Origin of the sequence: Agromyces mediolanus (assembly GCF_023715325.1) — a bacterium.
Taxonomy (GTDB): domain Bacteria; phylum Actinomycetota; class Actinomycetes; order Actinomycetales; family Microbacteriaceae; genus Agromyces; species Agromyces mediolanus_A.
Window position 1 is genome coordinate 178160 of record NZ_JAMBNX010000006.1, and the last position, 12152, is coordinate 190311.

13 protein-coding genes are annotated in these 12152 nt (G+C 73.0%); all 13 read left to right on the top strand.

Translation table 11 applies throughout. The features are described from left to right. Window positions 1-10 precede the first annotated feature (10 nt). Window positions 11-1075, top strand: coding sequence for a tRNA lysidine(34) synthetase TilS (gene tilS, locus M3147_RS12425; RefSeq protein ID WP_251203783.1), 1065 nt, complete (start codon window positions 11-13; stop codon window positions 1073-1075). Window positions 1076-1118: 43 nt separating this feature from the next. Then, window positions 1119-1670 carry a hypoxanthine phosphoribosyltransferase gene (gene hpt, locus M3147_RS12430; protein ID WP_251203784.1) on the top strand — a complete coding sequence of 184 codons (552 nt, stop codon included), beginning with the start codon at window positions 1119-1121 and terminating at the stop codon, window positions 1668-1670. Between the two features lie 178 nt (window positions 1671-1848). After that, entirely contained in the window at window positions 1849-3867 is a 2019-nt protein-coding gene (gene ftsH, locus M3147_RS12435; RefSeq protein ID WP_251203785.1) for an ATP-dependent zinc metalloprotease FtsH, read from the top strand. 17 nt (window positions 3868-3884) lie between these two features. Then, the gene (gene folE, locus M3147_RS12440; RefSeq protein WP_251203786.1) at window positions 3885-4508 is read left to right on the top strand and encodes a GTP cyclohydrolase I; all 624 of its coding nucleotides are present in this window, start codon (window positions 3885-3887) and stop codon (window positions 4506-4508) included. 31 nt (window positions 4509-4539) lie between these two features. After that, a complete protein-coding gene (gene folP, locus M3147_RS12445) occupies window positions 4540-5331 on the top strand; it encodes a dihydropteroate synthase (RefSeq protein ID WP_251203870.1) in 792 nt (263 codons plus the stop codon). Then, window positions 5315-5704: a dihydroneopterin aldolase gene (folB, locus tag M3147_RS12450; RefSeq protein ID WP_251203787.1), complete on the top strand. Its 390-nt coding sequence runs from the start codon at window positions 5315-5317 to the stop codon at window positions 5702-5704. The genes folP and folB overlap by 17 nt, the downstream gene beginning before the upstream one ends. Beyond that, the gene (gene folK / locus M3147_RS12455) at window positions 5701-6186 is read left to right on the top strand and encodes a 2-amino-4-hydroxy-6-hydroxymethyldihydropteridine diphosphokinase (protein WP_251203788.1); all 486 of its coding nucleotides are present in this window, start codon (window positions 5701-5703) and stop codon (window positions 6184-6186) included. The genes folB and folK overlap by 4 nt, the downstream gene beginning before the upstream one ends. Continuing rightward, window positions 6183-6647 carry a DUF3180 domain-containing protein gene (locus M3147_RS12460; protein ID WP_251203789.1) on the top strand — a complete coding sequence of 155 codons (465 nt, stop codon included), beginning with the start codon at window positions 6183-6185 and terminating at the stop codon, window positions 6645-6647. The genes folK and M3147_RS12460 overlap by 4 nt, the downstream gene beginning before the upstream one ends. Continuing rightward, window positions 6640-7230, top strand: coding sequence for a PH domain-containing protein (locus tag M3147_RS12465; protein WP_251203790.1), 591 nt, complete (start codon window positions 6640-6642; stop codon window positions 7228-7230). Before M3147_RS12460 ends, M3147_RS12465 begins: the two co-directional genes overlap by 8 nt. After that, window positions 7227-8924, top strand: a complete 1698-nt coding sequence (locus tag M3147_RS12470; RefSeq protein ID WP_251203791.1) for a PH domain-containing protein — start codon at window positions 7227-7229, stop codon at window positions 8922-8924. The genes M3147_RS12465 and M3147_RS12470 overlap by 4 nt, the downstream gene beginning before the upstream one ends. Continuing rightward, the gene (locus tag M3147_RS12475) at window positions 8917-9675 is read left to right on the top strand and encodes a Rossmann-like and DUF2520 domain-containing protein (protein ID WP_251203792.1); all 759 of its coding nucleotides are present in this window, start codon (window positions 8917-8919) and stop codon (window positions 9673-9675) included. The genes M3147_RS12470 and M3147_RS12475 overlap by 8 nt, the downstream gene beginning before the upstream one ends. Further along, window positions 9672-10544, top strand: a complete 873-nt coding sequence (gene panC, locus M3147_RS12480) for a pantoate--beta-alanine ligase (protein WP_251203793.1) — start codon at window positions 9672-9674, stop codon at window positions 10542-10544. Before M3147_RS12475 ends, panC begins: the two co-directional genes overlap by 4 nt. 88 nt (window positions 10545-10632) lie before the next feature. After that, window positions 10633-12150, top strand: coding sequence for a lysine--tRNA ligase (gene lysS, locus M3147_RS12485; protein ID WP_251203794.1), 1518 nt, complete (start codon window positions 10633-10635; stop codon window positions 12148-12150). The last annotated feature ends 2 nt before the right edge of the window (window positions 12151-12152 follow it).

The window sequence follows — 12152 nt, forward strand, 5'->3', positions numbered from 1 at the left end:
GGTTACCTCGATGCCCTCAGACGACCGCACGGATGCCTCGGAGCGCCGCCCCCGCCTCACTCCGCCGATCGCCGACGCCCGCCGCGCCGTGCGCGCCGTGCTCGAGCCCGTCGATCCCGCCGAGACGGGCGCGACTCCGCCGCTCGCGCTCGTCGCGCTCTCCGGCGGGGCCGACTCCCTCGCGCTCGCCGCGGCGACCGCCTTCGAGGCGCCGCGGGCGGGATGGCGCGCCGGTGCCGTCGTCGTCGACCATGGACTGCAGCCCGGCTCTGCCGAGATCGCCGAGCGCGCCGTCGCCCAGGCCCGGGAGCTCGGGCTCGACCCGGTGCTCGTGCGCCGCGTCGAGGTACCGGCCGCGGGCCAGGGGCCCGAGGCATCCGCCCGCGCCGCCCGCTACGCGGCGCTCGACGCCGCCGCGACCGAGGCCGGCGCCACCGTCGTGCTGCTCGGCCACACGCTCGACGACCAGGCCGAGACGGTGCTGCTCGGCCTCGCCCGAGGCGCCGGTGGCGCGAGCCTCATGGGCATGCCGCAGCGCGCCGGCCGCTACGTGCGTCCGCTGCTCGGGCTCCGCCGCGAGACGACGCGCCAGGCGTGCCTCGACGCGGGGCTCGACGCCTGGGACGACCCGCACAACACCGATCCCGGGTACGCGCGCGTGCGGGTGCGCGAGCGCGTGCTGCCCGTGCTCGAGGCCGAGCTCGGGCCGGGCATCGCCGAGGCCCTCGCCCGCACCGCCGAACAGCTCCGCGAAGACGAAGCGGCGTTCGACGAGCAGCTCGAGGAGTTCATCGAGGAGATCTGCGAGCCCGCCGAGGCCGGCATCGCCGTCTCCGCCGCGGTGCTCGCCGCGAACCCCGCCGCCCTCCGCCAGCGCATCATCCGGCACGTCGTCGGCAGCGAGTTCGGCGTCGCGCTCAGCCGGGTGCAGACGCTCGAGGTCGCCCGGCTCGTCACCGAGTGGCACGGACAGGGGCCCGTCGCGCTGCCCGGCGGGGCCGTCGCGACCCGCGCCGGAGCCCACGTCGTGTTCTCGGCGACCGGGGCGACCGAGATCCTGCCGCACGATCACTGAGCCGCGACACCGGGCTGGTCCCCGGGTCGCCTAGGATCGTTCCATGCACGCGAGCGACATCGAGGGCGACCTCACCGAAGTCCTGGTGACCGAATCCGAGATCCACGCGAAGCTCGCCGAGCTCGCCCGACGCATCGAGGCCGACTACCAGGGGCGCGACCTGCTCCTCGTCGGCGTGCTGAAGGGCGCGGTCATGGTCATGGCCGACCTCGCGCGCGAACTCCGCCCGCACCTCAACATGGACTGGATGGCCGTGTCGAGTTACGGCGCCGGCACGCAGTCCTCCGGCGTCGTGAAGATCCTGAAGGACCTCGACACCGACCTCACCGGCCGCGACGTGCTCATCGTCGAGGACATCATCGACTCCGGCCTCACCCTCAGCTGGCTGCTCGAGAACCTGCGCTCGCGCGGCGCCGCCTCGGTCGAGGTCTGCGCCCTGCTGCGCAAGCCCGACGCCGCGAAGGTCGAGGTCGACGTGCGCTACCTCGGCTTCGACATCCCGAACCAGTTCGTCGTCGGCTACGGCCTCGACTATGCCGAGCGCTACCGCAACCTCCGCGACGTCGCGATCCTCGCGCCCCACGTCTACAGCTAGGCGAGCGCTGCTGCGCACGACTGCTGCGCAGCCCTCAGCGGCAGTGCCGGCCGGTCCGCTTCGGGACTGCTTCGCAGCCCTCAGCGGCAGTGCCGGCCGGTCCGCTTCGGGACTGCTTCGCAGCCCTCAGCGAACACACATCCAGCGATCAGCGGGTGAACGGTAGCCTGGCAGCACCATGAACATGAAGAAGATCCTGCGCGGACCGATCATCTACATCCTGATCGCCGCGATCGTGGTGTGGATCGGCGCGAGCCTCATCACGGCCTCCGGGTTCAAAGAGGTGTCGACGCAGGAGGGCCTCGAGCTCCTGAAGGACGGCAAGGTCGCCGCCGCGAAGATCGTCGACGGCGAGAACCGCGTCGACCTCACGCTCGCGAAGGCCGACGAGAAGCTCGGCACGCAAGTGCAGTTCTACTACGTCACCCCGCGCGGGGCCGACGTCATCGCGGCGGTCGACGACGCGAACCCGAAGGACGGCTTCAACGACGAGGTGCCGCAGCCGAACTGGTTCCTCTCGATGCTCGGCATCCTCCTGCCGCTGCTGCTCATCGGCCTCTTCTTCTGGATCATGCTGTCCGGCATGCAGGGCGGCGGCAACCGCGTCATGCAGTTCGGCAAGTCGAAGGCGAAGCTCGTCTCGAAGGAGAGCCCGAAGGTCACCTTCGACGACGTCGCGGGCGCCGACGAGGCCATCGAGGAGCTCCACGAGATCAAGGAGTTCCTGAAGGAGCCGGCGAAGTTCCAGGCGGTGGGCGCGCGCATCCCCAAGGGCGTGCTGCTCTACGGCCCTCCCGGCACCGGCAAGACCCTGCTCGCCCGCGCCGTCGCCGGCGAGGCGGGCGTGCCCTTCTACTCGATCTCGGGCTCCGACTTCGTCGAGATGTTCGTCGGCGTCGGCGCGAGCCGCGTGCGCGACCTCTTCGACCAGGCCAAGCAGAACGCCCCGGCCATCATCTTCGTCGACGAGATCGACGCCGTCGGCCGCCACCGCGGTGCCGGCATGGGCGGCGGGCACGACGAGCGCGAGCAGACGCTGAACCAGCTCCTCGTCGAGATGGACGGCTTCGACCCGAAGACGAACGTCATCCTCATCGCGGCGACGAACCGCCCCGACATCCTCGACCCGGCGCTGCTGCGCCCGGGCCGCTTCGACCGGCAGATCGGCGTCGACGCACCCGACCTCAAGGGCCGCCAGAAGATCCTCGAGGTGCACTCGAAGGGCAAGCCGCTCGCGAAGGGCGTCGACCTCGAGGTGCTCGCGCGCAAGACCCCGGGCTTCACCGGTGCCGACCTCGCGAACGTGCTGAACGAGGCCGCCCTGCTCACCGCCCGCTCGAACGCGCAGCTCATCGACAACCGAGCCCTCGACGAGGCCGTCGACCGCGTGATCGCCGGCCCGCAGCGGCGAACCCGCGTGATGAAGGACAAGGAGAAGCTCATCACGGCGTACCACGAGGGCGGCCATGCGCTCGCGGCGGCGGCGATGAACTACACCGACCCGGTCACGAAGATCACGATCCTGCCGCGCGGCCGCGCCCTCGGCTACACGATGGTGCTGCCGCTGGAAGACAAGTACTCCATCACCCGCAACGAGCTGCTCGATCAGCTCACCTATGCGATGGGCGGCCGGGTCGCCGAGGAGATCGTGTTCCACGACCCCTCGACCGGCGCCTCGAACGACATCGAGAAGGCGACGGCGACCGCGCGCAAGATGGTCACCGAGTACGGCATGTCGGCGAACGTCGGCGCCGTGAAGCTCGGCCAGTCCTCGGGCGAGATGTTCCTCGGCCGCGACATGGGCCACCAGCGCGACTACTCCGAGGGCATCGCCGAGAAGGTCGACGCCGAGGTGCGCACGCTCATCGAGCAGGCGCACGACGAGGCGTGGCAGGTGCTGAACGACAACCGCGACATCCTCGACAAGCTCGCGGCCGAGCTCCTCGAACAGGAGACCCTCGACCACAACCAGATCGCCGAGATCTTCAAGGACGTGCGCAAGCTCCCCGAGCGCCCGCTCTGGCTCTCGAGCGACAAGCGCCCGGTCTCCGACGTGCCGCCGATCGCGTTCCCCACCGAGAAGATGCCGATCGACGCCGGCCTCGTCGACGGCGGCATCGACTCCGACGTGACGCCCGAGGAGCCCGCGGCCGAGCCGAAGGCGCCGCGGTCGAACCCGCGGCCGGCGACGGCCTGAGCCGTGACGGGGCGGGGATGACGACACCCGGCGTCGACCAGGAGCGCATCGAGCGCGCCGTGCGCGAGATCCTGCTCGCGATCGGGGAGGACCCGTCGCGTCCCGGGCTCGCGCGCACCCCGCAGCGGGTCGCCGAGGCCTACGCGGAGTTCTTCGGCGGCCTCGCCGTCGACCCGCTCGTGCACCTCGCCGACGCGGTCCCGCTCGACGCCGGCATCCGCCGGGCGAAGGGCGGGGCGGATGCCGACACCCCGACGACCTCCGACGCCGTCGTGCTGCGCGACCTCGACTTCCGCTCCGTCTGCGAGCACCACCTGCTGCCCTTCGTCGGCACGGCGCACGTCGCCTACCTCCCCGGCAACCGGGTGGTCGGCCTCGGTCGCATCCCCGCGGTCGTCGACACGCTCGCGAGCCGGCCACAGCTGCAGGAGCGCCTCGCCGAGGAGATCGCCGACGCGCTCGAGACCGGGCTGGAGCCGAAGGGCGTGCTCGTCGTGCTCGACGCCCAGCACCGCTGCGTCACGACCCGCGGCTCCCGCCAGGAGCGCAGCTCCACGGTGACGATCGCGAGCCGGGGCGCGCTCGCCGAGCCCGCCGCCCGCGCCGAGATCGTGGCGCTCATCGGGGCCCGGCGTGACTGAGGAGCCCACGGCGCCGGGCGCACCGTTCGTGATGGGCGTCGTCAACGTGACGCCCGACTCCTTCAGCGACGGCGGCCGCTGGTTCGACCCAGAGCGGGCGATCGCGCACGCCCTCGAGCTCGCCGCGGCGGGGGCCGAGCTGCTCGACGTCGGCGGGGAGTCCACCCGGCCCGGCGCCGCGCGGGTGGAGCCGGCGGAGGAGCTCCGCCGAGTCATCCCGGTCGTCACCGAGCTCGCCGCCCGCGGTCACCGGGTGAGCGTCGACACGATGCGGGCCGCGACGGCGGAGGCCGCCGTGGCGGCCGGCGCCGAGATCATCAACGACGTGTCCGCCGGCCTGGCCGACGAGGCCATGGCCGAGATCGCCGCAGCGAGTGGTGCGCGCTACGTCGCCATGCACTGGCGCGGGCACTCCGACCGCATGGACGGACTCGCGGAGTACGACGACGTCGCGCGCGAGGTGCGCGACGAGCTCGCCGCCCGGGTCGACGTGCTCGTCGCCGCCGGGGTCTCGCCCGAGCGCATCGTGCTCGACCCCGGACTCGGTTTCTCGAAGCGGGCGGAGCACAACTGGCAACTGCTCGCCCGGCTCGACGAACTGCAGGCGCTCGGCTTCCCCGTGCTCGTGGGCGCCTCGCGCAAGCGCTTCCTCGGCGGGCTCCTGCCCGACGGCGCGCCCGTCGGGGCGCGCGACCTGCCGACCGCCGTCGTGAGCGTGCTCTCGGCGCAGGCCGGGGCGTGGGCGGTGCGCGTCCACGACGTCGCGGCGACCCGGCTCGCCCTCGACGTCCTCGGAGCATGGCAGCATGGAGCACGTGGTTGACGAGCGCACCGGGGGAGACCGGATCACCCTGACCGGGCTGCGCGTGTTCGCGCACCACGGGGTCTTCGACTTCGAGCGCGCCGACGGCCAGGAGTTCGTCATCGACGTGACCGTCTTCGTCGACCTCGCCGCGGCGGCCCGCGGCGACGAGCTGGCGCGCACCGTGCACTACGGCGAACTCGCCGAGGCCGTCGTGCAGGGCGTCGAAGGCGACCCGGTCGACCTCATCGAGACGGTCGCCGAGCGAGTGGCGCGGATCGCGCTCGGCTTCGAGGCGGCCGAGGCCGTCGAAGTCACCGTGCACAAGCCGCAGGCACCGATCCGGGTGCCGTTCGACGACGTCGCCGTGACGATCACGAGGAACCGCTCGTGACCCGCGCCGTGATCGCCTTCGGCGCGAACCTCGGCGACCGCGAGGCGACCATCGCCCAGGCCGCCGCGGAGCTCGCCGACACCCCCGGGGTCGAACTCGTCGCGGTCTCGCCCGTCTACGAGACCCCCGCGATCAAGCTCACCGGCGTCGACCACGCCGCCCCCGGCTACCTGAACGGCGTGCTCCTCGTCGAGACCGAGCTCGACCCGCTCGCCCTCCTCGACGTGCTGCAGCGGGTCGAGCTGGCCCACGGCCGGCTGCGCGAGCAGCGCTGGGGCGACCGCACGCTCGACCTCGACCTCATCGACCACGGCGGTGTGCAGCGCGCCGACGCGCGACTCGAACTGCCGCACCCGCGCGCCTGGCAGCGGGCCTTCGTGCTGCAACCCTGGCTCGATGTCGACCCTGACGCCGTCGTCGCCGGGCGCGGCACGGTCGCCGAGCTCCGCGGCGCCGCGAGCGACGAGGTGCGCCGCCGATGAAGCGCACCCACGCCCCGGTGATCGTCGCGTTCGTGGCCGTCGGCCTCGTGCTCGGCTACCTCGGCGATCTCGCGATCGTCTCCGCGGGCGGCAACGCCCTGGTGCCGCCCGTTTCGCTGCCGATCACGCTCGTCGGCGTCGGCGCGGTCGTCGTCGCGCTCGCCTGGCCGATCCGCCGGGCGGTGAAGGGCACCGGGCGGCGGGTCGATCCGTTCCGCGCGATGCGGGTGGCGGTGCTCGCGAAGGCGTGCAGTCTGAGCGGCGCCCTCGTCGCGGGCCTCGGCCTCGGCATCACCCTGTTTCTGCTGACCCGCACGGTCGTGCCGCAAGCCGGCACCGTCTGGCTCGCCGCGGCCACCGCGATCGGTGCCGTCCTGCTGCTCGCCGCCGGACTCGTCGCCGAGCACTTCTGCACGCTTCCGCCCGACGACCCCGAGGATGAAGAGCCCGCCCATGCCTGAGCAGCCCGATCAGTCCGAGCAGCCCGATCAGTCCGAGCAGCCCGATCAGTCCGAGCAGCCCGACCAGTCCGAGCAGCCGAACGCCGCCGTCGAGCCCGGGCCCGGGCACCGCTTCGCGCCCGACACCGAGTGGCGGCGCGTCTCGCCGAAGTACCTCGTCGTCGAGGTCATCGGCTCGATCATCACGACGGCGATCATCGTCGCCGCGCTGCTCGTCGCCTTCTCGCTCTGGGGCCTCTGGTGGACCCCGTGGGCCGCGGGGGCCGTCGCGCTGATCGCGGTCGTCGCGATCGCCTTCGAGCCCCGCCGGGTGCGCTCGATCGGCTACCGACTGCGTGAGGACGACCTGCTCTTCCGTCGAGGCATCATGTTCCAGCGTCAGGTCGCGGTGCCCTACGGCCGCATGCAGCTCGTCGACATCACCCGCGGGCCCGTCGCCCGCGCGCTCGGCCTCGCCGACCTGAAGTTCGTGACGGCGGCGGCCGCCACGGCGGTGACCGTGCCCGGCATCCCCGAGGCGGAGGCCGACCGCCTGCGCGACGAGCTCGTCGCGCTCGCCGAGTCCCGGCGGGCGGGCCTGTGAGCGGAGCCGCCCCCGCGAAGCCGGCCGTCGACCTCGCCGACGGCGAGTGGCACCGGCTGCACCCGGCCAGCCCGCTGCTGCGCGGCGGCCTCGTGTTCATCGCGATCGCCGGCTTCGTCATCGCGAACCTGCGCGAGCGCGTCGTCGAGTTCTTCCTCGTGATCTTCGCCCCCGGCCAGCTCGACGACGGTTTCGGCGAGTGGAGCGACGAGAACGACTGGGGCCGCGACCCGATCGGCGGCATCGTCGCGAACAACCTCGTCGGTTGGGCGCTGCTCGCGGTGCTGCTCGTCGTCGTGCTCGTGATCGTCGGCTTCTGGCTGTCGTGGCGGATGCACACCTTCCGGGTCACGCCGGAGGCGGTCGAGGTGCGCAGCGGCATCCTGTTCCGTTCCCACCGCAGCGCCAGGCTCGACCGCATCCAGGGCATCAACATCACCCGCCCGGTGTTCGCGCGGCTGTTCGGCGCCGCGAAGCTCGAGGTGCAGGTCGCCGGCCAGTCGGGCAACATGCAGCTCTCCTACCTGGGCTCTTCGCTCACCGACGGCCTGCGCCGAGACATCCTGCGCCTCGCCTCCGGCGCCCGCGCGACCACGCAGAGCCCGGCCCCCGCGGTCGCGCTGCCGTCGGTCGCAGCCGGCGAGACCCTCGCCGAGCCGCTGCCCGGCCTCGCGCAGCCGGCCGGCCCGGCTGCGGCGCCGGGCACCGGGCCCGCCACGATCGGTTCGCGCGCCGGGGCGATCGTCGGCCAGCGGGTCGACGAGTTCCTCGCGCCGGAGCTCGATCCCGAGCTCGCCCCGCCGGAGTCCGTCGTGCACATCCCGGTCGGCCGCATCGTCGGCTCGACGCTGCTCGGCGGCGCCGCGCTCTGGATGCTGGCGCTCGCCGGCATCGTGATCGTGGGCGTCGTCAGCCGGCAGCTCTGGATGCTGTTCACCTTCGTACCGGCGGCGATCGGCATCGTGAGCTACTTCTGGTCGCGCATCACGAAGTCGCTGCGCTACTCGATCGCGGGCACCCCCGACGGCGTGCGGGTGGGCTACGGCCTGCTGTCGACCGCGAACCACACCCTGCCGCCCGGCCGCATCCACGCCGTCGAGGCGACGCAGTGGGTCTTCTGGCGGCCCTTCGGCTGGTGGTCGGTGCGCATCAACGTCGCCGGACAGTCCGTGACGAGCGGTGCGGAGGCGGCGCAGCGCACCCTGGTGCTGCCGGTCGGCACGGCCGGAGACGTGCAGCGGGTCATCGCCCTGCTGCTCCCGGAGGCGGCCGAGGGGGGCCCCGTCGCGGCGCAGATCGGCAGCGGCCTCACCGGGCGCGCCGGTCTCGACGGCGACCGCTTCTCGATCACGCCGAAGCGCGGTGCCTGGCTGCACCCCTTCTCGTGGCGGCGCATCGGCTGGGCCGCATCCGACGGCATCGCGCTCCTCCGGCGCGGCTCGCTCGTGCGCCGGCTCGTGCTCGTGCCGCTCGCGCGGATGCAGTCGGTGGCGCTCTCCGCGGGCCCGCTGCGGCGGGGCCTCGGGCTCGCCGAGCTCCGCCTGCACACCGTCACGGGCCCGGTCGTGCCGACCCTGCCCATCATCGAGCGCGAGGCCGGTGACGCGCTTTTCACGCACCTCGCAGGCGAGGCGGTCGAGCGGGCGAACGACGACCGTTCGCAGCACTGGGGCCGGGAGGCGGCGGATGCCTGAGCGGGCCGGACGGCTCGGGGTCGGCACCGTCGGGGCCGGTCGGGTCGGCGCCGTGCTCGCGGCCGCCCTCGGCGGGGCGGGCCACGCCCTCACCGGCGTCACCGCGGTCTCCGACTCGAGCCGCGACCGCGCCGACGCGATGCTGCCCGGCGTGCCCGTGCTCAGCACGCCCGAGGTGGTGCGCCGCAGCGAGCTCGTACTGCTCGCGGTGCCGCCGGACGAGCTGCCCGGGCTCGTCGAGGGCCTCGCCGCGACCGGCGACTGGCAGCCCGGGCAGCTCGTGCTGCACACCGCCGCCGAGTACGGCACGGGCGTGCTCGACCCGGCCCGCCGAGCCGGCGCCATCCCGCTCGCCGTGCACCCCGTGATGAGCTTCACCGGAACGAGCATCGATCTCGCCCGACTCGCCGGGGCGTGGTTCGCCGTCACCGCGCCCGCGCCCGTGCTGCCCATCGCGCAGGCCCTCGTCGTCGAGATGGGCGGCGAGCCCTTCGTCGTCGAGGAATCGGCGCGTCCCGCCTATGCCGAAGCGATCGACACCGCGGTGTCCTTCTCGTCCGCGATCGTCGACCAGGCGAGCGGCATCCTCGGCGGGCTGGGCGTCAGCCGACCCGGCGCGGTCCTCGCGCCCCTCGTGCGCAGCGCGGTCGAGAACGCCCTGGCCCGGCACGACGAGGGGCCGGGGCTCGACGGGCAGGCCGCCCTCGGGGAGCCCGGCGAGCACGACGATCCGCTTGGAGGACGCTGGTGAACGACACGACGCCCGCCGACCCGCCCGCCGTCGTCGGCACGATCGCCGAGCTCCGTAGCCGCGTGGCCGAGGCGCGAGCCGGCGGGGCATCCGTCGCCTTCGTGCCGACCATGGGCGCGCTGCACGACGGGCACCTGGCGCTCGTCGCCCGCGCCCGCGAGCTGGCCGAGCTCGTCGTCGTCTCGATCTTCGTGAACCCGCTGCAGTTCGGGCCGGACGAAGACCTCGAGCGCTACCCGCGCACCCTGGGCGCCGATGTCGCCGCGCTCGCCGGGACCGGCGCGGCGCTCGTGTTCGCGCCCGCCGTCGCCGAGATGTACCCCGACGGCCCGAGCCGGACGCGCATCGTCGCGGGCGAGGTCGGCGGACTCTACGAGGGCGCGTCCCGCCCCGGGCACTTCGACGGCATGCTCACGGTCGTCGCGAAGCTCTGCAACATCGTGCAGCCCGACGTCGCCGTGTTCGGGCAGAAGGACGCCCAGCAGGTCTTCCTCGTGCGCCGCATGGTGCGCGACCTCGACCTCCCGCTCGAGATCGAGGTCGTCGAGACCGTGCGCGAAGCCGACGGGCTCGCCCTCTCCAGTCGCAACCGCTTCCTCGGCGAGCCGGAGCGGCGCACGGCGCTCGTGCTGTCCGAGGCGCTCGCCGCCGCCGCCGACGCCGGCGCGGAGGGCGCCCCGGAGGCGCTCGCCGAAGCGGTCGCCGCCTTCGGCGACCACGACGGCGCGGAGCTCGACTACTTCGTCATCGTCGACCCCGACACCTTCCTGCCCGTGGCCGACGACGCCACGGGGCCGGCGCTCGCCCTCGTCGCCGCCCGGGTCGGGGCGACCCGGCTGATCGACAACCGGCGCGTCGTTCTCGGCTGACCGCACCTCGCCTCCGTGCACCGCAAGTAGGCTGGTGGTCGCACGATTCCGAGCGCACCGCGATCCGCGAGAACCACGAGAGAGAAGCATGGCCGACGAGACGCCGAACCAGCCCACCGAACCCACGGCCGAGGAGATCTCGGAGCAGAAGGCCGTGCGGCTCCAGAAGCGCTCGCGGCTGATCGAGGAGGCGAGCGAGCTCGGCGGCGGCGCCTACCCGGTGCGGCTGCCCATCACGACCACGATCCCCGAGGTGCGCGACCGCTTCGTCGGACTCGGCGTCGACGAGGCCTCCGGTGAGACCGTCGGGGTCGCCGGTCGCGTCGTGCACCTCCGCAACACCGGCAAGCTCTGCTTCGCGGCGCTGCAGTCCGGCGACGGCAGCCGCATCCAGGCGATGGTCTCCCTCGCCGAGGTCGGCGAGGAATCGCTCGCCGCGTGGAAGGAGCTCGTCGACCTCGGCGACCACCTCTTCGTCTCCGGCGAGGTCATCACGAGCCGCCGCGGCGAGCTGTCGATCATGGTGCAGGAGTGGCGCATCGCGGCGAAGGCCATCCTGCCGCTGCCGAACCTGCACAACGAGCTCGGCGAGGAGACCCGGGTGCGCTCGCGCTACCTCGACCTCATCGCCCGCGAGCAGGCCCGCAAGAACGTCATCGACCGGGCGAAGGTCAACGCGAGCCTCCGGCACACCTTCGCCGGGCTCGGTTTCATCGAGGTCGAGACCCCGATGCTGCAGGTCATGCACGGCGGCGCCTCGGCCCGCCCCTTCGTGACCCACTCGAACGCCTTCGACACCGAGCTGTACCTGCGCATCGCGCCGGAGCTGTACCTGAAGCGCGCCGTCGTCGGCGGCATCGAGCGGGTGTACGAGATCAACCGCAACTTCCGCAACGAGGGCGCCGACTCCACGCACAGCCCCGAGTTCGCGATGCTCGAGGCCTACGAGGCGTACGGCGACTACACGACGATCGCCGACCTCACCCAGAAGCTCATCCAGGATGCCGCGACCGCCGTGTCGGGCTCGCACGTCGTGACCTGGGCCGACGGCACCGAGTACGACCTCGGCGGCGAGTGGGACCGCATCTCGATGTACGGCTCCCTCTCCGAGGCGATCGGCGAGGAGATCACGCCCGAGACGCCGATCTCGCGGCTCGAGGAGCTCGCCGATGCGGCGGGCATCGAGATCGACCACCCCATCCCCGGCAAGTTCGTCGAGGAGCTCTGGGAGCACCACGTGAAGGGCGGGCTCGTCCGGCCGACCTTCGTGATGGACTTCCCGGAGGACACCTCGCCGCTCGTGCGCGGGCACCGCTCGATCCCGGGCGTCGTCGAGAAGTGGGACCTGTACGTGCGCGGCTTCGAGCTCGCCACGGGCTACTCGGAGCTCGTCGACCCGGTGATCCAGCGCGAGCGCTTCGTCGCCCAGGCGACGCTCGCCGCGGGCGGCGACCCCGAGGCGATGCAGCTCGACGAGGAGTTCCTGCGTGCGCTCGAGTTCGGCATGCCGCCCTCGGGCGGCATGGGCATGGGCATCGACCGCCTGCTGATGGCGATCACGGGCCTCGGCATCCGCGAGACCATCCTCTTCCCGCTGGTGAAGTAGCG